The organism is Microbacterium sp. Mcb102 (assembly GCF_024519805.1).
Taxonomy (GTDB): domain Bacteria; phylum Actinomycetota; class Actinomycetes; order Actinomycetales; family Microbacteriaceae; genus Microbacterium.
Genome location: NZ_JALJRG010000007.1, coordinates 195,155 through 221,405, shown reverse-complemented (window position 1 = coordinate 221,405; position 26,251 = coordinate 195,155). Strand labels below are relative to the sequence as shown.

The following is a 26,251-nucleotide window of genomic DNA, read 5'->3' as shown; positions in this document are numbered from 1 at the left end:
GCGCCTCGAGATCGCTCCTGGCGGTGCTCGTCCTCCCGCTCTTCGATTGACAACCCGACGTCGATGAATCTAGAGTTTGTTTGTTCCTGAACAAAGGTGTTCCCCTTGACTTCGTCTTCTTCGAGTTCCCGTGCCGATGTGACTCGGTCTGCTGTACTTGCCTTCATCGGCGGCAGCGGTCCCACCTCCCGGGCGGGCCTCGCGCGTGAGCTCAGCGTGTCGCCGGCTCTGATCACGCTGCACACACGCCAGCTCATCGCTGATGGTCTCCTCGTGGAACTCGACCACAGCCCGTCCAGCGGTGGCCGACCGGCCCGCCTTCTCGGGCTCGTTGCCGACGCGGGGCATGCCATCGGGGTCAAGGTGCTGACCGATCACGTCACTGCGGTCGAGGTCGGCATCGACGGCAGCGTGATCCGTTCAGCAACGGAGCCGTTCGACGCTTCCACCGGCACCGCCATCACCCGGTTGGCAGACATCCTTCGCGGCTTCATCCGCGGCGGTAGCGGCGCGCCTCTGCTCGGGCTCGGGGTCGGGGTCCCCGGCAACGTCGACGACCAGGCCGTCGGCACGGTCGATTCCACGCAGCTCGGCTGGCAGCGCGTACCCGTCGGGGAGATGCTGCGCAACGAGCTGGATCTGCCGGTCCTGGTGGAGAACAACGTCAACGCGCTCGCGATCGCCGAGGCTCTGCATGGCCAGGCCCGCGGCCACGACAACGTGCTCGTCCTCACCATCGGTACGGGCATCGGGGCGGGGTTGTTGGCGGAAGGACACGTCTTGCGCGGCCGGAGCGGCGGCACGGGCGAGATCGGCCATGTGCCTGTCGAGGAGGACGGACCGGAGTGCGAGTGCGGAGGACGCGGATGTCTTGAAGCGCTGATCGGTCAAAGCGCACTGGTTCGGCGTGCGCGAGAGGAAGGGGTCATCGGAGCGAATGCAGGCATCGCCGTGCTCCGGAGCCTCGCCGATGCCGACGAGCCCCGCGCTCAGCAGATCTTCTCGCGCGCGGGCCACCTGCTCGGCCGGGTGGTCGCCGGCATCGTCAACGTGATCGACCCCGAGATCCTCATCGTGCTCGGCGAGGGCGTCGACTCGTGGCGGCACTGGTCGTTCGGGTTCGAGCCTGCTTTCCGCGCGGGACTCATACCTCGCAATCGCGCGATCCCGGTGGCCGTCGAGTCATGGCAGGACGACCGCTGGGCTCAGGGCGCCGCCGCGCTCGTCCTCTCGACGCCGTTCGACGCGCAGGGGCGCTCGGGCGAGCAGGGTCGGCTGGTTCGCGAGCGTCTCGCGGTCTCTCCCCTCGGAGCTCCCGCAACCAAGGCCGAGAGATGACTCTCACGGTTGATCCGGCATCCGCCACCGAGCAGAAGGCGACGGTTCAGGCGCGACCTCGGCATCGTCGTCGCGGGCGTGCTCGCTACGCTCTTCTCGTCCTCGCCTTCCTGCTGCCGAGCGCGGTCCCGTTGGCGCTCTTCACGATCTACCCGATGTTCGGCGCGCTGTGGACCAGCTTCCACGAATGGAACTTGCTCGCACCGATGAAATGGGTCGGTTTCGAGAACTATGTGAAGCTCGCTCAGGACCCGCAGACGCAGCGCGCATTCTTCAACACGTTCTACTACCTCGCGGGCTACCTGCCCCTCGTCTACATCGGTGGACTCGCCCTCGCCCTCGGGCTCAACACGCGCTTCCGCGGACGGAACCTCCTGCGTGGGGTGTACTTCCTGCCGGTCGTCACGAGCTGGATCGTGGTCGCGCTGGTGTGGCGTTGGCTCCTCAACCCCTCGGTCGGCGTCGTGAACGCGGGCCTCGCCCTCTTCGGCATCGACGGTCCCGGTTGGTGGACGGATCCGCTCTGGTCGATGCCATCGATCATCCTCGCCTCGGCATGGAAGGATCTCGGGTTCGTCATGATCATCCTTCTCGCCGGGCTCCAGGCGATCCCGCAGGATCTTTACGAGGCCGCGAAGGTCGACGGAGCAGGTCCGTGGCGTCGACTGTTCGGGGTCACGCTGCCTTTGCTGTCGCCGTCGACGTTCTTCGTCGTCGTGATCTCCCTCATCAACGGGTTCCAGGTCTTCGACCAGGTGTATGCCATGACCGGCGGTGGACCTGCGGGATCCAGCACCGTCGTGGTTCAGAGGATCTACGACCTGACCTTCCGCTATGGGGCGGCGGGGGAGGCGTCCGCACTCTCGTGGATGCTCTTCGTCCTCGTTCTGGGAGTCACCGTCGTGCAGGTCGCGGGACAGAAGAAGTGGGTGACGTATGCGTGAGCAGATGAAGCGCGGTGCGCTCGTGGGTGTGCTCATCCTGGGCGCTCTCGTGATGATCTTCCCGTTCCTGTGGACCTTATCGACCTCCGTGTCGCCAGGGGCCGGACTCGATGCCACGCCGAAGCTCATCCCCGACGAGCCGTCGTTCTCCGCCTATCAGACGCTGTTCGAGGATCTGCCGTTCGCTCGGATCATCGCGAACTCCCTGGGGTTGGCGCTCGCGACGGCGATCCTGCAGATCGTCACGAGCGCGCTGGCGGCGTACGCCTTCAGTCGTCTCCCGTTCCGCGGGCGGGGAATCGTCTTCGCGCTGTACCTCGCGACGATGATGATTCCGATCCAGGTGCTGATCGTTCCCCTCTTCGTGCAGATGCGCGATCTCGGACTCGTGGACACCTACCTCGGCGTCCTGCTTCCCGGCGTGGCGAGCGCCTTCGGCGTCTTTCTGCTGCGTCAGGCGATGAATGCCGTACCCCGGGAACTCGACGAGGCCGCAACTCTCGACGGCGCGGGGCATTTCCGGATCTTCGGAACGATCGTGCTTCCCCTCGTGGGGCCGTCGATCGCGACTCTCGCGGTGTTCGCATTCATGAACAGCTGGAACAGCTTTCTCTGGCCGCTCATCATTCTGCGCTCTGCCGAACAGCAGACGCTGCCTCTCGCCCTTGCCGGCCTTCAGGGGCAGTACACGACCCAGTGGGACGTCATGATGGCTGGTTCGGTCGTCAGCATCCTTCCCATGCTCGCCATCTATCTGTTCGCTCAGCGGTACGTCATCCAGGGCGTATCCAGCAGCGGAATCAAATGACCCACACCCGATCAGACACACGTATCAAAGGAGATATCGCATGAATCGCACAGCAACGCCAGCCGGCATCGGCGTCCTCGCCATCACCGGTCTCGTCCTGACCGGCTGCTCCGGTGGCGGTGCCCCCAGCGCGGAGGGCGGTGAAGACGTCACCATCACGTACACGAACTTCATCTCGTCCGGCGGCAACGAGGAGAACCTCACCGCCATCGTCGATGCGTTCGAGGCAGAGAACGAGAATGTGACGGTCGAGGTGAAGACGCTCCCGTACGCCGACTACTTCACCGCGCTGCAAACCGACCTCGCCGGCGGCACGGCCTCCGACGTGTTCGACATCGAGTTCGCCAACTACGCGGCGTACCAGCAGAGCGGTGTGCTGGCGCCCCTCGCCGACGTCGACACCAGCGTCTATCAGAAGTCCCTCGCCGAGGCCTATGCCACGGACGGCACACAGTACGCGCTGCCCAGCTCGTTCTCGAACGTCGTTCTGTTCTACAACGCGGACCTGTTCGACGCTGCGGGTCTGGACTACCCCACGTCCGAGTGGACGTGGGCTGATGAGCAGGCCGCGGCTGAGAAGCTCACTGATGCGGCCGCGGGCGTCTGGGGCGACTACCAGCCGATTTCGTATCATGAGTTCTACAAGGCCGTCGCGCAGGCGGGCGGCCAGTTCCTGAGTGACGACGGCACGTCCGTCGCGTTCAATTCGCCGGAAGGAATCGCGGCGGCGGAGTGGCTCGTCGGAAAGAGCGGCACGACGATGCCGACGGCGGAGCAGGGCGCGGGAACCCCCGACTTCGACAGCGGACTGTTCGCCGACGGCAAGCTCGCGATGTGGCACAGCGGGATCTGGATGTTCGGTTCGCTCGCCGAGACGGACCTGAACTGGGACATCGCAGTGGAGCCGGGCGACACGCAGCACGCGAGTGCGATGTTCTCGAATGCGGTCGGAGTCTCCGCGGGAAGCAAGCACCTGGCGGAGGCGGAGGCGTTCGCCGAGTTCCTCACGAGCTCGAAGGTGACAGTCGACACGCGGCTCGAGGCCGGCTGGGAGCTCCCGCCGATCGCCGATGAGGCCCAGCTCGACGCATACCTCGAGGTCACGCCGCCCGCGAACCGTCAGGCAGTGTTCGATTCGCTCGAAGCGGTCGCCCTCGCGCCCTCGATCGGTGACGGTCAGGCCGAGATGCAGGACATCGTGTCGGAAGAACTCACCGAGGCCGCGGCCGGCCGAAAGACGGTCGAGCAGGCGCTCACCGACGCCGAATCACGCATCGCACCGCTCCTCGGCTGACCCCTCCCATCTGTGCCGGGGCGGGCCGCCGGCCCGCCCCTCCTCAACCTTCCGGAACAGGACCATGACCACCACTCCCCGCATCGCGCTCGGCGCCCTCCTCGACCGTTCACGTGAGGTCATCACCTCGCTGCAGGAGCCCAATGGGGCCTATCCCGCATCGCCGTCGTTCTCGGCGTACCGCGGCTACTGCTGGTTCCGCGATGGCGCATTCATCGCGGATGGAGTCTCGTCGGCCGGCGAAGCGGACTCAGCCACCGCCTTCTTCGACTGGTGCGCAATGGTCATCGCGAAGCACTCCACCCGGATCGATGACATCGTGAGTGCCGCCGCGGCCGGCACTCCGCTCCCGGATGAGCAGATGCTGCCGGCCCGGTTCACTTTCGATGGCGGGTTGGGTGCGGATGACTGGTGGGACTTCCAACTCGACGGGTACGGCACGTGGCTTTGGGCAGCTGCCGAGCATGCGGAGCGGCACGGCATCGATGTCGCACCGTGGCGTGATGCTGCGGCGCTGACAGTCGACTACCTGCTGAGCTCCTGGGATCGACCGTGCTTCGACTGGTGGGAAGAGCACAGTGAAGGCGTCCATGGTTCGACCCTGGGCTGCGTCGCCGCCGGTCTGGCAGCGGCAGCACGAGCGGGGCTCGTCGACGGGGAGCGGGCCGAGCGGGCTCGCCACGGCGCAGAGCAGGTCGTCGCGCGTCTCCTGAACGACGCGACGAGCGACGGGCATCTCGTGAAGTGGGTCGGCTCCGTCGAGGTGGATGGAAGCCTCAGCGCTCTGATCGCGCCCCTCGGCGTCATCGGGGCGACCTCGGCGATCGCCGAGGCCACGCGGCGTCGGGTCTCGGAGCACCTCGAGTCCGGTGGAGGCGTTCATCGGTTCCGCGCCGACACCTTCTACGGCGGTGGCCGCTGGCCGCTTCTGTCGTGCTTCCTCGGGCTCGCGTATGCCGCAGCCGGAGACGTCACCGAGGCGCGCCGCCTTCTCGATTGGGCGGCGAGCACCGCCGACGACGAAGGCATGCTCCCCGAGCAGGTCGACGGGGATCTCTCCGCGCCGGAGTACCAGCAGGAGTGGCTTGATCGGTGGGGCCCGGTGGCCACGCCGCTGCTGTGGAGCCACGCGATGCTGTTGCGCCTCGCCGCCGAACTCGGTGTCGAGCAGGCGGAGGTCTCGGCATGATCCGGCATCGTCCATCCGGATCGGGGCATCCGTACTCCGACGACACCGAGCAGCGCAGCCCCACCCAGCCGATCGCCGGTACGCCGCTGCGGCTGGGCGTACGCACCTCGGGAGGTATCGATAAGGTCGCTGCGGAGCTGATCGTCGATGGCGGCGAGGCTCGCACCGTTCCGCTCGCCCGCGTGGCTCGTTCCTCGCGGGGGCAGGCGGTCGACGGCGGTCATCTCGCTTCAGCGCAGGCTCGCACGGCGCGCGCCGCAGGAGGGTGGCAGGTCGAGATCGATCCGCCCGCCGCTGGGCGTGTTCTTCGCTATCGCTTCACCGCGCACGACTCCACGGACGCGGTCCAGCACACGCGGTGGTTCACAACCCGCATCGCAGGGTGGCGGAGCGTCGGGTCGAACCTGATCGACGTCGATGGCGACGCCGTGCAGGTTGTCGACGGCAGCGTGCAGGTACTCGACGACGGAGAGCGGGTGCACCGGGTGCGCTTCGCATTGCCGCTCGCTCCGGGCGAGCACGTCACCGGATTCGGGGAGCGATTCGATGCGCTCGATCACCGTGGACAGACCCTGGATTCCGTCGTGTTCGAGCAGTACAAGAGCCAGGGTGCGCACCGCCGGACCTACCTCCCGATGCCGTTCGCGCATGTCGTGGGCGGTGCCGGCTGGGGGTTCCACGTGCGAACGTCCCGCAGGGTCTGGTTCGACCTCGGTGCGGCCCATTCCGATCGCCTGTGGATCGAGGCGGAGGTCGACGCTGCGACGCACGATTCCGACATCCTGGGGCTTGCGCTGTATCAGGGGGCACCGGCGGACGTGCTTGAGGCGTTCGTCGCGGAGACCGGGCGCGCTGTCGCGCTGCCGGATTGGGTCTTCGGCCTGTGGGCGAGCGGCAACGAGTGGAACACCCAGGCCGAGGTCGAACAGCAGATGGCACTGCATCGCGAACACGGAGTGCCGGTGCGCAACGTCGTGATTGAAGCATGGAGTGACGAGAAGTCGTTCACGATCTTCCGTGACGCGGAGTACACGGTGCGCGAAGACGGCGGACCGATGCGCCTTTCGGACTTCACCTTCCCCGCGTCGGGTGCGTGGCCTGACCCGAAGGGCATGGTGGATGCACTGCACGCGCACGATGTCCGGGTGCACCTGTGGCAGATACCGCTGCTCAAGCTGCGTCCGCACCCGACCGGACAGGCGGCGGCGGATGCGCGCGCCGCTGTGGCGGAGGGTGTCGTGATCCGCGAGGTCGCTCCGGATGGCACGCTGCGTCCATATCGGAACCGAGGCTGGTGGTTCCCGCTCTCGCTCATGCCCGACCTCACCGACGACCGGGCGGCAGCATGGTGGACGGAGAAGCGTCGCTACCTCGTCGAAGAGATCGGTATCGATGGGTTCAAGACCGACGGTGGCGAGCATGCCTGGGGCTCCGATCTCGTCTACCTCGACGGATCCGGAGGAGCGGAGTCGAACAATCGGTTCCCCGTCGCGTACGCCGCCGCCTACGGTCGTCTCCTGGAGTCGGCAGGCAAAGCACCCGTGACGTTCAGCCGAGCCGGATTCACCGGCTCGGCCGCGCACGGCGCGTTCTGGGCGGGAGATGAGAACTCCACGTGGGAGGCGTTCCGATGGTCGATGCTGGCCGGCCTGTCGGCAGCATCCTGCGGCATCGTCTACTGGGGGTGGGACATCGCCGGATTCTCCGGACCGATCCCGGATGCAGAACTGTACGTGCGGGCGATGGCGGCGAGCGTCTTCGTGCCGATCATGCAGTATCACTCGGAGTTCAACCACCACAAGCTGCCGTCGAACGATCGCACGCCGTGGAACATCGCGGAGCGCACCGGCGACGCCGACATCGTGCCCGAAGTGCGCACGCTCGTCCAACTGCGAGAGCGCCTCGTGCCGTACCTTGCCGAAGCGGCGCGCACTGCGATCGACGAGTCGGTGCCACTCATGCGACCGCTCTACTTCGATCACCCCGCGGACGAACGAGTCTGGGAGTATCCGTTGCAGTGGATGCTCGGCGCCGACCTGCTCGTCGCTCCCGTACTCGAAGCCGGTGCTCGCGAATGGCCGGTGTATCTGCCGGCGGGTGAGTGGGTGCAAGCGCGAACCGGCGACCCGTTCGACGGTGGTCAGGTGGTGACGGTCGATGTCACCGACCGGGCGTCAGTACCTCTGTTCGTCGTCGCCGATCAATGGGATGCCCTGAAGCGCGTGCTCGGAGGGCACTGATCGGACTCCGACGCCGGCTCAGGGTGGCCTCTGTGCGAGCACGCGTGGTCTGCAGGGGCTGTCAAGGCATCGGATGAGGCCGCATCCCGATTCAGCAGCGCCGCGATCTCGACAAGAAGCGTCGACAACAGAACACTTGTCGGAAACGGATTGAGATGACACCGAATGTCATTCGGTTGGGCGAGTCTGGCCTTCTCCGATCGCGGTTTGTCGTGACACTTTTCTGATCCCGATGCTTAGAGTGCGCGGAATGCTGCACCGGGGACGTGTCACTCGCCGAATGCCTTTCGGGAGAGGTAGCGGGATTCGGGTTCGTTCGTCGTCATGTCGGCCGCAGCGAGGAAGTCCTCTCTCGCCGCAGTCGGGTCCCCCTCCGCTTCGCGGAGATGTGCGCGGATCGCGTGGGCACGGTGTCGGGTCAAGGGATGTTGGAGCAGTCCGTGCTCGCGATCCAGTTCCTCGAGCAGGGCGGTGGCGCGCGCGGGCCCGAAAGCGTGCGCCACGGCGACGACTCGTGCGAGCCGGACGGGTCCGCTGGGTTCGACCTGCTCGAGCGCCAGGTACAGGGCCGCGATCTGTGCCCAGTCGGTCTGCTCGGCGACGGGAGCGGAGGCATGGACGGCGGCGATCGCGGCCTGCAGCCGGTAGGTTCCCACGTTCCCCTGGGACCACGCGGCACGGATGAGGTCGGATCCCTCTCGGATGGAATCCAGATCCCATCGAGTGCGGTCCTGGTCACGCAAGGGGATGAGGTCGCCATTCGAGGTGGAGCGCGTCGCGCGCCGCGAATCGATCAGCAGCATGAGCGCGAGAAGTCCGGTCGATTCCGGGTCATCAGGAACGAGGGCGTGGAGGAGTCGCGCGAGTCGGATCGCCTCGCCGGTCAGGTCGGTCCGGGTGAGCTCGGTTCCGGTGGTCACCGTGTATCCCTCGTTGAATATCAGGTACAGAACCCGCATCACCGCGGACAGGCGGCCGGAGAGATCGTCATCGGCCGCGAACTCGAAGCGGGCGCCGCTCTTGCGGATCTGCTGCTTCGCGCGGCTGATCCGCACGGCCATCGTCTGCTCGGTCACTCCATAGGCATGCGCGATCTCCGCGGTGGTCAACCCGCCCACAGCCCGCAGCGTCAAGGCGATGCGGGAGGCGGACGACAGGGCGGGGTGACAGCACAGCAACAGCAGGTTCAGGCTGTCGTCGTGGTCGGCCGGGGCGGCGTGCGAGAAGGACGCGTGCGGTTCGGAGGCCACGTACTGCTCTTCGCGGCGGCGGTCGGCCGATTCGGCGCGCAGCGCGTCGACCATGCGGCGGTAGGCGACGCGGATCAGCCAGGACCGGGGCTGATCGGGGATGGCGTCTCGGCGCCACTGCTGGCTTGCGGCGAGCAGTGCGTCCTGCGTGGCTTCCTCGGCGATGTCGAAGTGACCGAAGCGGCGAACCAGCGCCCCGAGGACCTGCGGCGCTTCCATGCGCAGCAGGTCCTCGATCGCGTCAGGTCGAGCCGTCACGCGAAGTCGTCACCCATGATGGGACGGATCTCCATCGGTTCGCCGAGCATCTCGACCATCCGTGCGACGATGTCCTTCGCGCGCTCCACGCTGGACACCTCGATGACAGCGAACGACGCAAGGACCTCCTTCAGCTCGACGAACGGACCGTCGGTCATCACGATCGTTCCGTCGACCTTGCGCACGGTCGTCGACACGGCTGGGTGTCCGAGCCCTTCGGTGCTGACGAACTCCCCGGTCGCGCGCAGTTCCGCTTCGAAATCCTGATATGCAGCGAATGCAGCGAGCGCATCCTCGGTGGGGGCATCCGCGGTGGCGGCGTCCCAACTGCTGCTCGGCGTGTAGCCGAGAATGAGGAACTTCACGGTCTCATCTCCTTGGGTCGGCGAGTGTCCAGGCTAGCGAGACACACGCGGTGACTTCAGCAGGGAGATGGCCGTCGCGGTGCACCATCCGAAGGCGAAGAGCCCCGTGATCGCCACCTGGATGCTGGCGATGTCGGGAGCGACGGGAGCGAGGAGCGCGATCGCGACGATGCCGCTCCCGGTCGCTGCGACCACACGCCGCTCGCGGACGGCGCGGATGAGCGCGATGACGGCCGCCACGGCCAGGACGGTGAACGCGACGATCGCCGCCGCCATGTGGATGACAGCGTGCCAGGTGGGTTCGGCCGCGGGGCCGTCGGCCGCGCCGAGCGGAAAACCGTTCGCGGGGTCCTGCGGGAAGAGGCCGGCGGCGATGAAGCCTGCCCCGCTGATGGTGATGAGGACCGGGATGGCGGCGCGGCCGAGCCCGTCGGTCACGACCCGCCGGTGACCGACCGCCAGGCAGATCAGTCCCAGTCCGACCAGGACGAAGGTGAGGATCTGGATCCAGCCGAGGTCTCCCGTGGAGAGTTGGCTGAGGGGGTGGATGCGGATGTCGAATCCGGGGCGCGTGAGCATCTGCACGAGTGCGGACAGATAGAACAGCGGTCCCGCGAATGCGCCCGCGAGCAGCAAAGGGCGGGTCGAACGAGGGAGTGCGCTGATCTCCCTGTGCGCGAGGCGTGGTGCTGAGTTCGTGGTCACTGTGAGCTCCTCTTCTGGGTCGAGTGTTTCTGCACTGATACCTCGGAGCCGCGCGACGGATCTTGACATCGCGCGGTCGCGACGTGTGAGGGGCCCGGCGGATCACTTCCGACGGATTCGCGCGCAGATGTCAATCCGCAGCGTGCGGCTCCGAGGTATCTGCAAGAGCGGCCCGCCGGGCTGCACGTGAAAGGACACCTCATGAACGAGAACACGCTGGAGAACGTCACCGCCGAGCAGATCGACGGTTACGGCCTCGGTGAGCAGCCCACGCCCAGCAGCGCCGTTACGGCGCTCGACAGGCTCGTCGGGGAATGGACGGTGACGGGTGGCGCCGAGGGAGTCGTGCGGTACGAGTGGATGGGCGGACGGTTCTTCCTGCTCCAGCACGTCGAGCTGGAGCAGTTCGGTCAGGCCATCACCGGCATCGAGGTCATCGGTCAGCTCCGCCCGTTCGGCGAGCCCGCCGGCACGGATGTCGCTTCTCGGTTCTACGACTCGATGGGCAACACTCTCGACTACGTCTACGAGCTGGAGGGAGACACGCTCACCATCTGGGCCGGAGCCAAGGGAAGCCCGGCCTCCTTCACCGGCACCTTCAGTGACGACGATCGTGTACTCGACGGCGCCTGGGTCTACCCCGGTGACGGCGGATACGCGTCCACGATGACCCGCCGCTGACGCCACCCACTTCTCGAAGAGAGCGGAATCATCATGCCGAAGAAGAACTCTTCTCCCGATCCCTCCCTGCACCAGGTCGTGTCCGCGGATGGCACGGAGATCTCGTATGAACGCCACGGAGACGGGCCGGTCGTCATCCTCGTCGCGCAGGCGCTGTCCGACCTCCGCGACAACCGTCGCCTCGCGGCCCTGCTCGCCGCGAGCCACACGGTCGTGAACTATGACCGTCGAGGGCGCGGCGACAGCGGGGACGTCGGCTCCTGGCGCATCGCTCGCGAGATCGCGGATATCGAGGCGCTCATCGATGCGCACGGAGGCAGGGCTGCTCTCTTCGGAGCGTCATCCGGCGCGATCCTCGCGGTGGACGCCGCGGCGGCTCTTCCCGAGAAGGTCGCGGGCGTCATCGCCTTCGAGCCCCCGGTGATCGTGGACGATCGACGCGCACCCGTCCCCCGCGACCTCGCCGACCACCTTCAGCAGCTGGTCGACGAGGGGCGGGGGTCGGACGCGGTTCGCGAGTTCCACCGTGTCGCCCTCGGTGCACCCTCCTTCATGATCCACGCCATGCGACTCATGATCGGCCCGTGGCGGACCATGGTCGCGATGGCCCAGACGGCCGTCTATGACACGCGCCTCTGCGCAGGGTTGCAGGACGGGACGCCTCTCACCGGCGACCGGTGGAGCGGGCTCCGGGCGCCCTCCCTCGTGCTCCTCGGAAGCAAGAGTGCGCCGTTCATGGACAGCGGGACGCGAGAGCTGTCGACGCTGATCGAAGCCCGACACGCGACGATCGAGGGCGCACACCACGCGACGCCGATGATGAAGCCGGCCGCGCTGATGCCTTCGATCGTGCCCTTTCTCGGCGAAGTCCTCCCGTGATCCCGACGGCCGCGGAATCCCGCCATCCGTGATTCCCGAGGAACTCGGTCGCAGCGAGGCGGACCGGGTCTTCCGAGCCCTGGGCGACGCCACTCGGCGCGACATCCTCGCCCGCACGCTCGTCGAGAGGCAGTCCGTGACCGAGCTCGCGCGTCACTATGACATGGGTTTCGCGGCCGTGCAGAAGCACGTCGCGGTGCTCGAGCGTGCGGGACTCATCGTCAAGTGCGCGCGCGGGCGGGAGCGGCTCGTGCGCGCAGATCCGGAGATGATCCGGCGGGCGTCTCGGCTGCTTCGCGCTTTCGACGGCAAGTAAGAGTGCGCCAAGCCGCACCTCTGATGCGCCGCAGAGTCATTCCCGGGCTGACGGCGAACGCGGCGATGTTCGCAACCATGATCAGGCGGACGTTCGTCCGGATCTGTGCAATAGATCGCGTCGAAACGGGAGGCTGAGAGGGGCGCGCGGGCGGCTAAGTGACCGGGTCGCTCGGTGCTTCGTCGTTCGCCATCACGTAGGCACCGGACTCGAGTCGGGCGATGAGGCCCTCCGTCCAGGCGATGGCGCTGTCCGCCGAGTGCGCCCAGAACTGGATCGCCTCGACGTGGTGGCCCCAGTCTTCGTCCGGGTGGTTCTCGTATTCGCGGGCCACCCGCGCGCGCCGCGCCCGGAATGTCTCGATGCGGAGCCGGAGCAGTTCGACGGCTCGGTCGCGAGTGAGGGTGGTGATGAATCCGATTCCTGCCATCGTCTCGGCGATGTCGCGGCCGTCCGAGGAGAGTGCGCGTTCGAGCAGGGTGACGAACTCCGCGCGCCCCGCGCTCGTCACCGTGTACTCCACGCGCGCGGGGCCAACGGTGCCGTGGCCGGAGTCGGTTCTGTCGATCAGCCCATCGTCCGCCAGGCGACGTAGCGCGTGATACACGGATCCCTGGCCGATGTTGCCCCAGAGGTCGACCTGCCAGGATTCCAGGTCTTTGCGTACCTGGTAGCCGTGCGCGCTTCCGCGTTCGATGATCGCGCCAAGGATCAGCAGTCGCGTCGCTGACACGGCATCCTTCCTTCCGTCGTTCCTGTCGTTGACGTCACTCTACCGTGCTAGTACAGTTGTACTAGCTGAGGTCATGCTCAGTGTTCAAGTCGTTCGAGGCGAGGGATGTGTACATGCACGTCGTGGTTGCAGGCGCGTCCGGCAGAACCGGACGATTCGTCGTCGAGCAGGCCCTTGCCGCCGGTCATCGAGTGACCGCGATCGTGCGCGACTCCGGGCCCTACGACCGGCCGCCGGGCGTCGTCGTGCAGCGGGCTGAAGTGGTGACCGATGCGGAGCTGACGTTGCCGGCCGACGCCGACGCCGTGATCTCGACGCTGGGCAAGCGTTCGAATCAGGATCCCGCGCCCGTGTGCGCGGCAGGCACGGCGAACCTGGTCGACGCCATGCGGCGCCACGGCGTGCGACGCCTGGTCGTCACCTCGGCGGTGCCGGTGCTCACTTCGGGTGCGGGCGAGCCATGGTGGTTCCGCCACGTGGTGCGCCCGCTCGTCCGCCGCAGTGCACCTCGCATCTACGACGACCTCGAGGCGATGGAGCAGATCGTCCGCGGCGGCGGACCTTCCGTCGACTGGACGATCGTGCGGCCCGGCTATCTGATCGACACGGAGGCGACCGACTATCAGCTCGTCCCCGAGGCGAACGGGTCCACGAGTGTGTGCCGCGCCGATCTGGCCAACGCCCTGGTCGCTGCCGCCACCGATCCATCAGCGATCGGCCGGTCGTACGGACTCAGGCGAGGTCGGAGCCTGCAGCGCATGACAGCGCGGTTAGCGACGTGAGCCGCGACGCCCGGCCGCGCCGCGTCAGCTGGCTCCGGGTCGGGTTTCTCGCCGACGGCGTCTTCAAGCTGCTCGTCGCGTCGATATACGTCGTGTTGCTCCAGGTGATGACCGATTTCCTGGATGCGCCGCCCTGGCTGCTCGTCGCTACGGCGGCGCTCGTGGCCACCAGCGGTATCGCCGAGATCACCTTCGCGCTCCGGAGTGGCGCCGGTTCGCACACCCGCTACCTCGTCGCCTACGACAGCGGATGGGTCATCGTCACCTTCATCGCGGCGCTTCTGGCGTTCAACGATGTCCTCGGTGCGGGCACGTTCTGGCTCGCCTACCAGTTGCTCGCCTCGCCGCTCGTCGCTGCGGTGTTCGCTCTCGGTGCCCGGCGCGCCCAGACTGACTGACCTTCGCCTGCGCCACTCGCGGCGGACATGTGTCCTCGCACACCATCTCGACAAGAAGAGGACAAGAAGAACCGACCCCTTGACATCCCCTCCGCTCAGGCATAACGTACAACCAAATGGTTGCACAAAGAGAACTGAGCGAAGCGGAGGTCGACCGTGTCTTCCACGCACTGGCGACGTCGACCAGGCGCGACATCCTGCGCCGGACGATCGAGCGTGAGCAGTCGGTCTCGACCCTCGCCTCCGAATATGAGATGTCGTTCGCTGCGGTGCAGAAGCACGTCGCCGTGCTCGAGGCCGCGAACCTCATCGTCAAGCGCGCCGAGGGACGCGAGCGGCTCGTCCGCGCGAACCCCGAGATGATCGCCCGCGCCAGGGCGCTCCTCGCCCGATACGAAGAGCTGTGGCGGTCGCGCATCGCCCGGCTCGACGACTTGCTGGCCGAGACGCCTCGGTCTGGACCATCCGACAACAGCGACACCCAGAAGAACGAGCAAGGAGACTGAAATGCCTGTCACCGACGTCACCACCGATGCCGACAACCTCACGATGACCGTGGTCGCCGACTTCGCCGCCCCCATCGAGCGGGTCTGGAGCGCCTACAGCGATCCGCGCCAGCTCGAACGCTTCTGGGGCCCTCCCGGATGGCCGGCCACCTTCACCGCCTGGGACCACACCGTCGGCGGACGCGCGGTCTACTCGATGAACGGCCCGCGTGGTGAGAAGTCATCCGGGGCGTGGGAGTTCCTCTCCATCGACGCGCCGAACGGCTTCGAGGTACTCGACTCCTTCGTCGACGAGTCCGGCACGCCGCTCGAGGGCTTCCCCGCGCAGCGGATGTCGTTCTCGTTCGAGCCCACCGCCGAGGGCACCCGCATGGTCACGACCAGCCACTTCGACTCGGTCGATGCACTCGAGCAGGTCGTCGAGATGGGCCAGGTCGAGGGCATCAAGATGGCGATGGCACAGCTGGACGCCGTGCTGCAGGACCTCCGCGAATACGCGCAGGGCAAGGGAACGCGGGTCGAGCTGCTCGACGACACCCACGTGCGCATCACCCGTCTGGTCGAAGGGCCGCGTGAGCTGGTCTGGCGCGCCCACTTCGAGCCGGAGCTCATCCGCAAGTGGATGCTCGGTCCCGACGGCTGGGAGATGACGGAGTGCGTCGCCGCCACCGAGGTCGGCCAGTCGTACCGGAACTCCTGGGCGCCGGTCGGCGACACCGAGGGGGAGCCGTTCGGCTTCGAAGGGGAGGCGCTCCTGATCGACGCCCCGCGCCGCGCGGTCACCACCGAGCGGATGCAGGGCCTGCCGACCGAGACCCTCAACGACCTGAACCTGTATGAGGAGGACGGCGCGACCCTCGTCACGGTGCTCATCGAATACCCCGACAAGGAGACGCGCGACATGATCCTCGCCACCGGCATGGCCGACGGCATGGAGTCGTCGTTCGCTCGCCTGGAGCGGGAGCTGCTCGCCGTCTGACCGCGGCGTCACGTTCACAACTCCTCAAGAACCGGCCGGATCCCCGCGGATCCGGCCGGTTCTCGGCATTCGGCGCCTGTTTCTGAGGAGTTATGCCCGGGCTAACGGCCGCACCACCCCTCGCGCCGAGGCAGAACCGCCCGGCTCGGGATAAAGTGGCGACACGATGAGGATCACGCGCCGCACTCTGCTCCTCGGCGCCGGAGCCGGCGTCGCTTCGGTGCTTCTCGCCTCCTGCACCCCCGAACCCGCGCCCACGCCGACGCCCACGCGCACCCGCGAACCCGAGCCTCCGCCCGGAGTTCCCGCGCCGGCCGGCAGCGTCCGCAGCACCTGGACCACCGACCCGTTCGCCCTCGGCGCCGCCAGCTTCACCCCCGTCGGAGTCGTCGCCGGCACCCGCACCGCGCTGGGTCTGCCCATCGACGACCGCGTGTTCTTCGCCGGTGAAGCGACCGATGAGGATGCTCCCGGCACGGTGCGCGGGGCCATCGCCTCGGGTGTCCGCGCCGCGGAAGAGCTCATGATCCCGGGCAGCTCCGGCGAGCGGGTGGCCGTGGTCGGCGCCGGCCTCGCGGGCGCCACGGCTGCGGCACTGCTCGCCGAACGCGGCGTGCAGGTGACCGTGTTCGAGGCGCGCGACCGCGTGGGCGGACGCGTCCACTCGCAGGTCGACGACTCGTGGCCGGTGCCGGTGCAGCTCGGCGCCTGGCTCTTCGGCGAAGACGATTCCGAGGTCCTCGATCAGTTGACCAGCGGCGATGTCGGCATCGACGAGCTGACCGGCGAACTCTGGCGCACACCGGATGCCGACATCGACCCGGTCGACCCGCAGCCGTTCACCGCCGCGATGACGACGGCGCAGGCGGCGCCCGAGGATTCCTCGGTGGCCGACGCCCTCACCGCGGCGGGTGTCGATCCCGCCGACCCCGCGACCGCCGCCCTCCTCGCGATCCTCGCCACCCGCACGGGGGCCGATGCCGACGCACTCTCCAGCTGGCTGGCCCCGCCGCTGCCGACCGGTGAGCCGAAGGCAGCCCGCGACGATCTCACTCCGTTCGTGGAACACGCGCTCGACGGTGTGCAGGTCGGACTGAGCTCCCCGGTCGCGCGCATCGCGTACGACGACTCCGGCGTCAGCGTGCGCCTCGGCACCGGTGAGGCCCTGTCGTTCGACCGGGTCGTCGTGACGGTGCCGCTGGGCGTGCTCCAGAAGCGCAGCATCGAGTTCGAGCCGGCGCTCCCGTTCTCGCAGCGCGGCGCGATCGCCGCTCTCGGCATGGGCGCGATCGAGACGGTCTGGCTGCGATGGGACGAGCCGTTCTGGCAGAACGAGGAGTCGATCTGGCACGCCGTGGGGGCCGATGTGCTGATCCCGACCTGGATCAACCTGCAGCCGACGACCGGAGAGAACGTGCTCGTTGGCCTCGTCGGCGGCACCGCTGCCGCGGACTTCGCCGCGCTCGACGAGAAGGCGGCCCTCGAAGCCGCCCTCGCCTCGCTCACGCTCTGGATCTGACCGCCGTCGTCGTCTGGCGCCGGTTCCACGGTCGCCGCGCCGTCCGGCGCCGCGACGTCTGACGCGTCTAGCTCCGCGCGGTCGCCGTCTCCCGCGCGGATTCCTCCGGCACGTGCTCCCCGTCGACCGCAGGCGAGTCGTCCGGCGCGTCGGGGTCGTCGTCGGCATCCGTCCGCAGCCGTCTCGGCAGCGGCATCCGGCTGATGAGCACGAGCACGGTCGAGACCACGGCGAAGCTGCCGAGCGCGATCGCCGCCGAGGCGAGGAACTCCAGCGGCCCGCTCACCTGTCGCGGGTCGAGGAAGTAATAGGGGTACCAGCCGATCATCGGCCCGCGGATCATCGTCGCGACCCCCCAGAGCACCGGGTAGGCGAGGGACACCGGGACCACCCGCCACGGCACCGATCGGTGGCCGGGCGCCAGGGCCCATGCCGCCACCGTCAGCGCCGGCAGCCAGAAGTGCAACACCTGATCCGACCACGGCACATCGATGCGGATGCCGCGGATGCCGGCCTGCCAGACGAGGATCGCGAACACCAGTCCGGCGGTGATCGTCCAGGTCAGCACGAGTGCCAGTGCCACCGTGAGCCACCGCGGATCCCGCGCCGCGCGCAGAGCGATGACCCCCGCGATCGTCAGCAGCACGACGAACGCGATGTTGGACTGGTTGGTCAGGTAGGCGAAGAAGTTCTGGCTCGCGATCGTGTGCGACGCGAGCCCCCAGCTCAGTCGATGGATGAGCGCCACGAGGCAGACGGCGGCAGCGCCGAGGCGGAGCAGGCCGAAGGCGGTACGCGCCTTCACCGCTGCGTCACCCGCCTTTTCCTCATCCGCCGAGTCTACGGATCGGACCTCCGAGGTTCCGTCGCGCCGCAGAGGGCGCCCGTCCCGACGGGCGTGGGTCCGCGCCGATGACCCTGTGTCGGCGTGTCAGCGTCGGGGTTCGCGGGTCGACCACAGCGCCAGTGCGACGAGCACAGGCTGGAAGAACAGCCGGACGAAACGCTTCATGTCCGTGTCGAGGCCGAAACCGTCACGGTGGTGCATCCACTGCGCCACGTTGCCGGGGAACACGGCGACGAAGAACAGCGCGGCGATCGTGCCGACCGTGCGCCGACGGCGTCGTGCCAGCAGCAGAGCAGAGCCGAGCGCGACCTCGGCCACGCCGGAGGCGAGCACGGTCGTGTCGGGGTCGAGCGGGAGCGACTCAGGCACCTGGGCCTGGAACTCCTCACGAGCCACCGTGAGGTGGGAGACGCCCGCGAAGACGAGGGAGGCGCCGAGGAAGATGCGGCCGATGGTGCGGGCAGGAGTCGACATGGGGCGAGTTTACGCCTCGGCGGCCACGCTCAGATCAGGCGGCGGAGGGCTTCTTCGAGCGAGACGCCCTGTGCTTCGGCGCGGTCGCGCAGGCGGGCGTGCTCGTCGGAGGAGAGGGGGATCCGCAGCTCGATCGGGTCGTCGTCGGGGGAGTCCAGGCCATCGAGCAGATCGGATGCTTCGGCCCAGAGCGGCTCCGCGAGCGCGGCGGCCGCGGCGGGAGAGGGGGCGGATGCTGCCGCTGCCGCGGTCGAGCGGGCGCGGTCCTCGGTCGTGACCGCACTCGCGCCCGCGGAACTCGTCCCGGCAGCCGCGGAACCGGCCGATGCGGACGACGCGGATGCGGCGACGGACGCGGACCCGGATACGGCAGCGCCGGCATCCGTTCCCCTCGTGAAGCCCGGTCCTCGTCGCGGTTCCTGCTTCGCCTGGTATGCCTTGGCGGCGGCATTCGCGCGTTCGTCGGCCGCTTCGTTGAGCGGGTGTCCGGCGTGCCCCTTGACCCACGAGAACTCGACGTCACGGCCACGGATCGCCTCGTCGATGCCCTCGAGCAGGTCGCGGTTGAGCACGGGTCCGCCGTCGGACTTGCGCCAGCCCTTGCGCTTCCAGCCCGGCATCCACTTGGTCACGGAGTCGATCACGTAGCGGCTGTCGCACTCGATCAGCAGCTTCTCGTCGGTGCCGGCGGTCGCGAGCAGCAGTTCGAGGACCGCGCGCAGCTCGCCCTGGTTGTTGGTGCCGTGTGGGGAACCGCCGGCAGCCCAGTTCGCGTCGTCGATGTACCAGGCCCAGCCGTTGGGGCCGGGGTTGCCCAGGGCGGAGCCGTCTGCGGCGGCGGTGATCGTCATCCCTCAACCGTAGCCGCGCGGCCCCTCGTCGATTCGCACCGGGGTCGCAGTCAATCGATGGTTGCCCTGCCTCGCGGTGGCGAAACTGCGACGTGGTGCAGGTCAGTCCTCTTCAGCCTCGGGCTCGCCGTTCTCGGCCGCGACGGCCTCGGGGGCGGGAGGTGCGACCGGGAACAGGACCGAGCTCAGGTCGCCGCTGGTCTCCGCGCCGAGTCCGATCGAGAGCGGGTCGACGACGGGCGCCGTGTCGAGCACGTCCGCCTCCGTGCGCTCGAGCGGCTCAGAGGGCAGCACCCACTGGTTCTCTTGTTCTTCCGGCTTCTGCTGGAACAGTCCCATGGTCTCCATTGTGAACCTGCCCGGCGGCGACGGGGCCGGATTCACACCGGATTGATCGGGAGTGGCGGGATCGAGGCTTCGCCTCAGGATGACGCGCGACGGAAGGTGAAGTACCCCGAGACGCCGCCGTGGTTCACGACACCGGTCCCCGTGCTCAGCACACGTTCGGATGTCGTCGCGCCGGACCCGACGAACGCGTACCCCGTGTGTTCGAGTCGCCAGCCGACGCGCTCGACCTCTCCGAGGAAGTAGCCGACGCTCTCGTTCTGCAGGTACTCGTTCGCCGCGGAACCCCACGATGACGGGACTCCGGTGAGGCGGCTGACCTCGACGTGCAGGTGCAGCAGCAGATCGCCGCGGGCGTGGGCCTCACGCGCCGCGCCGAGCAGTCTTTCGGCTTCCTCCGCCGTGAGCATGGTTCTCCTGTCGAGTGGTGTCGTGTCGTGCCGACCCGGTTTCGCGGGTTCAGCGCCTGGCGGCCGTGCGCACCGCTTCGACGAGCGTGCGCCAGGGGCCGTCGAGAGCGGAGTCGGGCACGTCGCGTTCCCGGCGCTCGGAGGGTGTGCGGGCCCGGATGCTCCAGACGTACCGGTCGGCGCCGGTGCCGGGATCCGTCTCCTCGTCCCACGGGCAGCCGTCGATGAGGTCGATCCACTCCCCGGCTTCGTCGGGCTCGGCTTCCACCCGCCACTGACGACGGATGCCCGCGATGCCGCCGGTGCGCACCACCGCGATCACGACGTGCGTGTCAGTCGGTGGAGGGGACTCGCTCATCCTCATAGACTCCCACGGCACTCCAGGCGCGTCGAGCCGCTTCGGCCGTGGCATCGTCGAGCGCGGTCGCGGCGGCGACCGTGGCGTCGGCGAATTCCGTGAAGGTCGCGGTGCTCGACAGGCCTCCAGTGAGAGCTCGGTACCAGACCGTGCCCGCCCGCTCCCAGGATTTGCCGCCGAGGTCGGTCGCGAACAGGGCGAAGGCGCGGTTGGGGATGCCGGAGTTGATGTGCACCCCGCCGTTGTCTTCGGTCGTGCGCACGAAACCGCTCATGTGGTCGGGCTGCGGGTCTTTGCCGAGCTCGTCGTCGTCGTAGGCGGTGCCGGGTGCGATCATCGAGCGCAGCGCCGCACCCTCGACGGCATCGGTGAAGATCTCGGCGCCGATGAGCCAGGTCGCCTGGTCGGCGGTCTGGCCGAGGGCGTACTGCTCGGTCAGGGCTCCGAACACATCGGCGATGGATTCGTTCAGCGCCCCGGGCTGCCCCTGGTACTCGAGGTTCGCGGTGTGCTGCACGACGCCGTGCGCGAGCTCGTGTCCGATGACGGTGAGCGAACCGGTGAACCCCTGGAACACCTCACCGTCGCCGTCGCCGAACACCATGCGCTCGCCGTCCCAGAACGCGTTGTCGTAGTCGACGCCGTAGTGCACGGTCGCGTTCAGCGGGGCGCCGGCGTCGTCGAGGGAGTTGCGCTGGAATGCGGCCAGCAGCATCTCGAATGTGGCGCCGAGCCCGTCGAAGGCCTCGTTCACCGCGGTGTCTTCCGCCGGGCCGTCGTCTTCGCCACGCACCACCGCTCCGGGTAGCTGCTGCGTGTTGCCGGCGTCGCTGATCGTGCGGTTCGGAGCATCCGAAAGCTGGGCGACGAGGTCGCCGTTCTCGTCGATCGACAGGTCGATGCGCGCGCGGAACGGCGGGCGGCCCGCCGTGAGCGTCTGCCGCGCGGCGGCTGCGGCCTTGGGGAAACGCCCCGACTCGGCCAGGCGCGCGAGCAGGTAGGAGGGGACCACTCCACGACTTTCTCCGGATGCTGTGCTGCTCATGTTGCGACCCTACGCCGGGGTGCCGACGTTCGGGCTGACCGGCCGTGGGCATGACGCGAAATGAAGGAGATCGCGCGCTTCGAAGGCGCCATCCGCCTCACAGCTCCTTCGTTTCACGTTTTCTCCTTCATTCCGTGCGCCTCGGCCTCGCGGCGGCGGGCTGAGATGCCACCCGACTTGATAACGAGAATCGTTCTCAATAGTGTGAGAGCGTCATGAACCCACCTCCCCGCCGAACCGCATCCGTCGCCGCCACGCTCACGCTGTCGCTCGCGTTCACCGCCTGTGCCCCGGCCGCAGCGCCCACGCCCGCCGCACCCGCCGCGACCGCTTCCGACGCGCACGGCATCGACGCGGGTGGCGCGGCCGAGGTCGCCTCCCCGGCCCGCGCGCTCGTGATCGCCGACGGGCGGGGCAAGCTCACGCTCCTCGACCTCGCCACCGAAGAGCGCTCGACCCTCGCGCCAGGCCGCAGCGGCATCGCCGGTCTCTTCGGGGACGGCCGTCTCGTCTACCGCGCGCACGACGCGGAGGGTGGTACCGCGGTCGAGGTGTTCGACTCCGCGCGCTGGACCGTGCCGCACGGCGATCACACGCACTCCTTCCGTGGCGCCCCGCAGACACTCGGAACCCTCGAGGGCGAAGGAGACGTCACGGTCGTCGCCGGTGAACAGCGGGCGACCGTCGCCTTCGCGGGCGGGGAACTGGTCCTGCTCGCCCACGACGCACTCGGCAAGGGGCTCGAAGTCGCCCCGCACGTGACTGCCGACACCTCCGGCCCCGTGGCATTCCTCGCCGAGCACCTGCTCGTACCGACCGCCGGTGCCACGATCGAGCTGCTCGACCCCGCCGGCGACCGCGTCCCGGGTGTGGCAGTCCCGTGCACCGACCCCTCTGACGCCGACCTCACCCGCGTCGGCGCCGTCTTCTCCTGCGCCGAGGGGGCCGTGCTCTTCACCCGCGAGGTCGGCGGCACCATCGCCGCCCAGACCATCCCGTACCCCGTGAACGCCACCCCGACGAGCAGCCTCTCCGGCCGCGCCGACCGCCCCGACCTCGCCGGAGTCGCGGGCGAGCAGGGGGCGTGGCTGCTGGACGTGCGACAGCGGCAGTGGATGCTGCTCCCCTCCGACGTGCCGCTGTTGCGGGCCGTCGCGCTCGGTGACGACGACAGTCGCACGGTCGTGATCGATGCCGACGGTCGCGTGCGGGTGCTCGCCGCGGACGGCGCGGTGCTGGCCCGCACGGAACCGCTGCTGGCGGCATCCGTCGCCGACCCCGCCCTGCGCGACCGCGTGCAGCTGCTCGTCGACGCCCGGCACGCCTACGTGATCGATCCGGCGACCGGCGTCGTGCACGAGATCGACCACGGCGACGGCACCGTCACTCGGACCTTCGCCGACCTCGACCCCTGGTTCGTGCAGCAGGTCGGCTGAGCCCTCGACGACTCCGGTCGTCGCCGCGCATCCCGCGCACCCACCCAGAAGAAAGAGAGACGATCCATGTCCCGACCCCGCAGCCGCCTCGCGATCGGCGCCCTCGGCGTGATCGCCGCCGTGGCGCTCGCCGGATGTGCGACCCCCGGGCCCGCCGCCGAGAACACCGCAGGCGCCGCACCGGAAGACCACCACGAAGGCGACACCCGCGTCGCCGTGACCTACGACGGCGGTGTGCTCGTGCTCGACGGCGAGACCCTCGACACCATCGGGCAGGTCGAGCTCGGCGGCTTCCTGCGCGTCAACGGTGCCGGCGACCATGACGGGCACGTCTTCGTCACCGCGGAAGACGGGTTCCACGTGCTCGACTCCGGACTGGCGTCCGGCACCGTCGAGTTCACCGGCGAGGTGTTCGACGCCGAAGCCGCCGGCCACGCGGTTCCGCATGCCGGACGCACGGCTCTGTTCGACGACGGCACCGGCGAGGTGCGGATCTTCGACACGGATGCCGTCGGCACCGGCACCCTTCCCGAGGTTGACACGATCACCTCGGAGGCCGCCCACCACGGTGTGGCGCTCGAGCTCGCCGACGGCAGCATCCTCTTGACCATCGGCACGGCCGACGCGCGCAGCGGAGTCCGTCACCTCGCGGCCGACGGCACCGAGCTCACCCGCAACGAGCAGTGCCCGAGCGTGCACGGCGAGGGGGCTCTCAAGGGCGAGGTCGTGATGTTCGGCTGCGAAGACGGCGTGCTGCTCTTCGACGCCGGCGCGTTCACCAAGATCGACGCCCCCGACGAGTTCGGTCGCACCGGCAACGCGTACGTGAGCGACACCAGCGCGATCGCCTTCGGCGACTACAAGACCGACCCCGACCAGGAGGGCTACCTGCTGTCGCAGCTCGCGCGCATCGACACCGCGACGCAGACGATGTCGATCGTCGACCTCCCGGAAGGTGTGGAGTACACCTGGCGCGGGGTGGGACGCGACGGACACGACAACGTCGTGGTGCTCGGGGCCGACGGCAGCCTGTCGCTGCTCGACGAGTCAGGCGAGCTCGTCGACGCCTGGGATGTGATCGATCCGTGGGAGAGCCCGACCGAGTGGCAGCAGCCGCACCCGGGCCTGCACGTGGTCGGCGACATCGCCTACGTGACCGAGCCGGCGAAGGACCGCATCCTCGCGGTCGACCTGCACACCGGTCAGGTGTCGGCCGAGGCGACCCTCGACGTCGTGCCGAACGAGTTCGTGGTGGTCGGCGCCGCCGGACACTGATCTCGGCGCCGGTTCGGCATGACGATTCGCCGAGGCGCCGACGATGAGCGGAACAATCCCCACGGGAAGCTCCGCGATTCGTCCGCACCTCGGCGAATCGTGCGTGCGGCCGGACTCAGTCCGACTCGATACTCAGCACCGTCGTCCGCATGCCGTCGGACTCGTACTGCACCGGCATCCCGGGGTGATCGATCGAGAACCAGAAGACGCCGTCGTCGGTGTCGTACCGGCGGCAGGTGAGCTGCCCGAGGGGTGTCGACAGTGTGACGGTCGACACGCTCGTCGTCCCCGCGTCGAAGGCGGCATGTCCCTGCAGCTCCGCCCAGGTCACCCGGTTCGAGACGACGGCCTTCGGGTCTGCGGCGGCCCAGCGGTCGAGGGTCGCGCCCTCGTCGTCCGTGTCGCGGAAGCGGTTGATGTGTTCGCCCAGCGGGCCGTCGGGCCCCTCCAGGAGCAGCCGGATCAGCTTCCCCGATCCGATGGCATCGCGGATCTCGGCGGCGGTGAAGGGCGTCGGCAGGAGTCCGGGGCCGAGCAGGTACGGGTCGGGTTCGGTCATGCGTCCAGTCTGCGCCCTGGGCGGTCCGCACCGCCCCCACCCCTTCGCCGAGTCGAGTGCACGGCTTCGTGCCGAGTGCACGGCGCGTTCGCGTCAAGAGCCCGTGCACGGAGCAGCATCCCGTGCACTCGGCGGGGGCGGGAGGCGAACCGGGAGTCGAACCGGGCGTCGGCGCATGACGCACAGGGGGTGACACTCCTCCAGTCCTGGGGCTATCTTTGTTTGACTACCGAAACAAGATGATTCGAGGACACCGTGGCGCCGGCTACCCAGACCGTACATTCCGAGGGTGAGATCTTCCGGCTGGTGCGCACCGGGGCGGCCCAGTCCCGCGCCGACCTCGCCCGCCTGACCGGACTCTCCCCCTCGACCGTCGCGCTGCGCGTCGAAGAGTTGATCGCCCACGGCTACATCGAGGAGAACGGCGAGGGCGAGTCGCGCGGCGGCCGTCGCCCCCGCGTGCTCACGGTGAAAGCAGGCGGGAGTGTGGTCGCCGGAGTCGAGCTCGGCGAGCAGCACGCCACGGTGGCGCTGTTCGACCGGCGTGCCGAGGTCGTCGCCTCGACCGTCGCGCAGGTGTCGCTCCTCGACGGCGTCGAGAGCGTCGTGAACCAGGTGTGGGAGTGCGCGCGCACGCTCGCGAAGGACAACGGCGGCCTCACGGTCGAGGGCATCGCCATGAGCTTGCCCGGCCCCGTCGACTCGCGCACCTCGCGCCTGCTGGCGCCCATGCGCATGCCCGGTTGGAACGGCGTCGACGTGGGCGAGGTGCTCGGCTCGGTCACCGGACTCCCGTTCCTCATCGACAACGACGCGAACGCCATGGCCGTCGGCGAGTTCATCGAGCGCGGCGGCGAGCAGGAGCAGCTGGTCTTCGTGAAGGCGGGCAGCGGCATCGGCTGCGGCATCATCCTCGACGGTGCCGTCTACCGCGGGTACCGCGGGGTCGCCGGCGACATCAGCCACGTCGCGCTGCACAACGCCCCGCCCATCATCTGCTCGTGCGGTCGGGTCGGCTGCCTCGACGTGGTCGCCAGCGGTGCGGCGATCGTGGATGCGCTGCGCGAGTCCGGCGTCGCGGTGGAGACCCTCGACGACGTGCTCGCGCTCGCGCAGGACGCCCACCCCAAGGCCACCTCCGCATTGCGCGAGGCCGGGGCGCGCACGGGCGAGGTGCTCGCCACGATCATCAACTTCTTCAACCCGCAGGCTCTCGCGCTCGGCGGGCGCCTGGCCACGGCCGACGCGTTCGTCGCCGGCGTGCGACAGGCGCTCTTCACCCTCTGCCTGCCCATGTCGACGGATGCTCTCGAGATCGGCGTGAGCCGAGCCGGCGCGCTCGCCGGTGCGCGCGGTGTGGCCTGGGAGCTGCTGGAGCGGATGCTCGACCCGGCCCGGATCGACGAGGAACTGCGCACGACCGCCGCGTAGTAGGTTCGATTATCGGCTCAAGTTCGCGACCATGCG

General features: G+C 68.6%; 29 protein-coding genes. 17 read left to right on the top strand and 12 right to left on the bottom strand.

Annotation, left to right across the window (positions count from 1 at the left end):
• Nucleotides 1-138 precede the first annotated feature (138 nt).
• The 6 genes from OC372_RS16910 to OC372_RS16885 all read left to right on the top strand — a co-directional run bounded on the left by OC372_RS16910 (nt 139) and on the right by OC372_RS16885 (nt 7,813).
• The gene (locus OC372_RS16910; RefSeq protein WP_262003059.1) at nt 139-1,338 is read left to right on the top strand and encodes an ROK family protein; all 1,200 of its coding nucleotides are present in this window, start codon (nt 139-141) and stop codon (nt 1,336-1,338) included.
• A complete protein-coding gene (locus OC372_RS16905; RefSeq protein ID WP_262003057.1) occupies nt 1,335-2,282 on the top strand; it encodes a carbohydrate ABC transporter permease in 948 nt (315 codons plus the stop codon). Before OC372_RS16910 ends, OC372_RS16905 begins: the two co-directional genes overlap by 4 nt.
• Nucleotides 2,275-3,090: a carbohydrate ABC transporter permease gene (locus tag OC372_RS16900; protein ID WP_262003055.1), complete on the top strand. Its 816-nt coding sequence runs from the start codon at nt 2,275-2,277 to the stop codon at nt 3,088-3,090. The genes OC372_RS16905 and OC372_RS16900 overlap by 8 nt, the downstream gene beginning before the upstream one ends.
• 40 nt (nt 3,091-3,130) lie before the next feature.
• A complete protein-coding gene (locus OC372_RS16895) occupies nt 3,131-4,384 on the top strand; it encodes an ABC transporter substrate-binding protein (protein ID WP_262003053.1) in 1,254 nt (417 codons plus the stop codon).
• 64 nt (nt 4,385-4,448) lie between these two features.
• A complete protein-coding gene (locus tag OC372_RS16890; protein WP_262003050.1) occupies nt 4,449-5,573 on the top strand; it encodes a glycoside hydrolase family 15 protein in 1,125 nt (374 codons plus the stop codon).
• On the top strand, nt 5,570-7,813 hold the full coding sequence (locus OC372_RS16885) for a TIM-barrel domain-containing protein (protein ID WP_262003047.1): 2,244 nt from the start codon (nt 5,570-5,572) through the stop codon (nt 7,811-7,813). The genes OC372_RS16890 and OC372_RS16885 overlap by 4 nt, the downstream gene beginning before the upstream one ends.
• A gap of 269 nt (nt 7,814-8,082) precedes the next feature.
• On the opposite strand, the gene OC372_RS16880 is transcribed toward OC372_RS16885, so the two are convergent.
• From OC372_RS16880 to OC372_RS16870, 3 genes are read right to left on the bottom strand one after another with little or no spacing between them, the layout of a single operon-like run.
• Nucleotides 8,083-9,321, bottom strand: coding sequence for an RNA polymerase sigma factor (locus OC372_RS16880; protein ID WP_262003043.1), 1,239 nt, complete (start codon nt 9,319-9,321; stop codon nt 8,083-8,085).
• Entirely contained in the window at nt 9,318-9,686 is a 369-nt protein-coding gene (locus OC372_RS16875; RefSeq protein ID WP_262003040.1) for a YciI family protein, read from the bottom strand. The genes OC372_RS16880 and OC372_RS16875 overlap by 4 nt, the downstream gene beginning before the upstream one ends.
• 33 nt (nt 9,687-9,719) lie before the next feature.
• On the bottom strand, nt 9,720-10,391 hold the full coding sequence (locus tag OC372_RS16870) for a DUF998 domain-containing protein (RefSeq protein ID WP_262003038.1): 672 nt from the start codon (nt 10,389-10,391) through the stop codon (nt 9,720-9,722).
• Between the two features lie 201 nt (nt 10,392-10,592).
• Here OC372_RS16870 and OC372_RS16865 point away from each other — a divergent pair, with 201 nt between their 5' ends.
• Genes OC372_RS16865 through OC372_RS16855 form a run of 3 tightly spaced genes read left to right on the top strand, consistent with a single transcriptional unit; the run spans nt 10,593 to nt 12,267 of the window.
• On the top strand, nt 10,593-11,072 hold the full coding sequence (locus OC372_RS16865; protein ID WP_029264055.1) for a hypothetical protein: 480 nt from the start codon (nt 10,593-10,595) through the stop codon (nt 11,070-11,072).
• 33 nt (nt 11,073-11,105) lie between these two features.
• The gene (locus OC372_RS16860; RefSeq protein ID WP_262003035.1) at nt 11,106-11,951 is read left to right on the top strand and encodes an alpha/beta fold hydrolase; all 846 of its coding nucleotides are present in this window, start codon (nt 11,106-11,108) and stop codon (nt 11,949-11,951) included.
• A 28-nt stretch (nt 11,952-11,979) separates the two neighbouring features.
• Nucleotides 11,980-12,267 carry an ArsR/SmtB family transcription factor gene (locus OC372_RS16855; protein WP_262003031.1) on the top strand — a complete coding sequence of 96 codons (288 nt, stop codon included), beginning with the start codon at nt 11,980-11,982 and terminating at the stop codon, nt 12,265-12,267.
• Nucleotides 12,268-12,421: 154 nt separating this feature from the next.
• On the opposite strand, the gene OC372_RS16850 is transcribed toward OC372_RS16855, so the two are convergent.
• Nucleotides 12,422-13,000, bottom strand: coding sequence for a PadR family transcriptional regulator (locus OC372_RS16850; protein ID WP_262003028.1), 579 nt, complete (start codon nt 12,998-13,000; stop codon nt 12,422-12,424).
• A 113-nt stretch (nt 13,001-13,113) separates the two neighbouring features.
• Between OC372_RS16850 and OC372_RS16845 the strand changes: the two genes are divergently transcribed.
• From OC372_RS16845 to OC372_RS16825, 5 genes are all read left to right on the top strand, one after another.
• Complete coding sequence (locus OC372_RS16845) at nt 13,114-13,782, top strand: NAD(P)-dependent oxidoreductase (RefSeq protein WP_262003024.1); 669 nt, start codon at nt 13,114-13,116, stop codon at nt 13,780-13,782.
• A complete protein-coding gene (locus OC372_RS16840) occupies nt 13,779-14,180 on the top strand; it encodes a hypothetical protein (RefSeq protein ID WP_262003021.1) in 402 nt (133 codons plus the stop codon). The genes OC372_RS16845 and OC372_RS16840 overlap by 4 nt, the downstream gene beginning before the upstream one ends.
• Nucleotides 14,181-14,296: 116 nt before the next feature.
• Entirely contained in the window at nt 14,297-14,686 is a 390-nt protein-coding gene (locus OC372_RS16835) for an ArsR/SmtB family transcription factor (protein ID WP_262003018.1), read from the top strand.
• Nucleotide 14,687: 1 nt separating this feature from the next.
• Nucleotides 14,688-15,665, top strand: a complete 978-nt coding sequence (locus OC372_RS16830) for an SRPBCC family protein (protein ID WP_262003016.1) — start codon at nt 14,688-14,690, stop codon at nt 15,663-15,665.
• 166 nt (nt 15,666-15,831) lie between these two features.
• Nucleotides 15,832-17,184 carry a flavin monoamine oxidase family protein gene (locus OC372_RS16825; RefSeq protein ID WP_262003013.1) on the top strand — a complete coding sequence of 451 codons (1,353 nt, stop codon included), beginning with the start codon at nt 15,832-15,834 and terminating at the stop codon, nt 17,182-17,184.
• A 67-nt stretch (nt 17,185-17,251) separates the two neighbouring features.
• On the opposite strand, the gene OC372_RS16820 is transcribed toward OC372_RS16825, so the two are convergent.
• From OC372_RS16820 to OC372_RS16790, 7 genes are all read right to left on the bottom strand, one after another.
• A complete protein-coding gene (locus OC372_RS16820) occupies nt 17,252-17,989 on the bottom strand; it encodes a Pr6Pr family membrane protein (RefSeq protein ID WP_258134139.1) in 738 nt (245 codons plus the stop codon).
• A 126-nt stretch (nt 17,990-18,115) separates the two neighbouring features.
• The gene (locus tag OC372_RS16815) at nt 18,116-18,505 is read right to left on the bottom strand and encodes a DoxX family membrane protein (protein ID WP_046746984.1); all 390 of its coding nucleotides are present in this window, start codon (nt 18,503-18,505) and stop codon (nt 18,116-18,118) included.
• A gap of 29 nt (nt 18,506-18,534) precedes the next feature.
• Nucleotides 18,535-19,356, bottom strand: coding sequence for a ribonuclease H (locus tag OC372_RS16810; RefSeq protein ID WP_262003008.1), 822 nt, complete (start codon nt 19,354-19,356; stop codon nt 18,535-18,537).
• 102 nt (nt 19,357-19,458) lie between these two features.
• A complete protein-coding gene (locus tag OC372_RS16805; protein ID WP_029264106.1) occupies nt 19,459-19,695 on the bottom strand; it encodes a hypothetical protein in 237 nt (78 codons plus the stop codon).
• Nucleotides 19,696-19,778: 83 nt separating this feature from the next.
• The gene (locus OC372_RS16800) at nt 19,779-20,111 is read right to left on the bottom strand and encodes a hypothetical protein (protein WP_091032854.1); all 333 of its coding nucleotides are present in this window, start codon (nt 20,109-20,111) and stop codon (nt 19,779-19,781) included.
• Nucleotides 20,112-20,160: 49 nt separating this feature from the next.
• Nucleotides 20,161-20,469 carry a protealysin inhibitor emfourin gene (locus tag OC372_RS16795; RefSeq protein ID WP_262003004.1) on the bottom strand — a complete coding sequence of 103 codons (309 nt, stop codon included), beginning with the start codon at nt 20,467-20,469 and terminating at the stop codon, nt 20,161-20,163.
• Entirely contained in the window at nt 20,444-21,514 is a 1,071-nt protein-coding gene (locus tag OC372_RS16790; RefSeq protein WP_262003002.1) for a M4 family metallopeptidase, read from the bottom strand. Before OC372_RS16790 ends, OC372_RS16795 begins: the two co-directional genes overlap by 26 nt.
• A 215-nt stretch (nt 21,515-21,729) precedes the next feature.
• Here OC372_RS16790 and OC372_RS16785 point away from each other — a divergent pair, with 215 nt between their 5' ends.
• Nucleotides 21,730-22,950: a hypothetical protein gene (locus OC372_RS16785; RefSeq protein WP_262002999.1), complete on the top strand. Its 1,221-nt coding sequence runs from the start codon at nt 21,730-21,732 to the stop codon at nt 22,948-22,950.
• Nucleotides 22,951-23,016: 66 nt separating this feature from the next.
• Nucleotides 23,017-24,225 (top strand): hypothetical protein, encoded by a 1,209-nt coding sequence (locus OC372_RS16780; RefSeq protein WP_262002996.1) that lies wholly within the window; start codon nt 23,017-23,019, stop codon nt 24,223-24,225.
• A gap of 115 nt (nt 24,226-24,340) precedes the next feature.
• Here OC372_RS16780 and OC372_RS16775 read toward each other — a convergent pair whose 3' ends face one another.
• Nucleotides 24,341-24,784, bottom strand: a complete 444-nt coding sequence (locus OC372_RS16775) for a hypothetical protein (RefSeq protein ID WP_262002994.1) — start codon at nt 24,782-24,784, stop codon at nt 24,341-24,343.
• Between the two features lie 255 nt (nt 24,785-25,039).
• On the opposite strand from OC372_RS16775, the gene OC372_RS16770 reads away from it, so the two are divergent.
• Entirely contained in the window at nt 25,040-26,215 is a 1,176-nt protein-coding gene (locus OC372_RS16770; protein ID WP_029261395.1) for an ROK family transcriptional regulator, read from the top strand.
• Nucleotides 26,216-26,251: the final 36 nt, after the last annotated feature.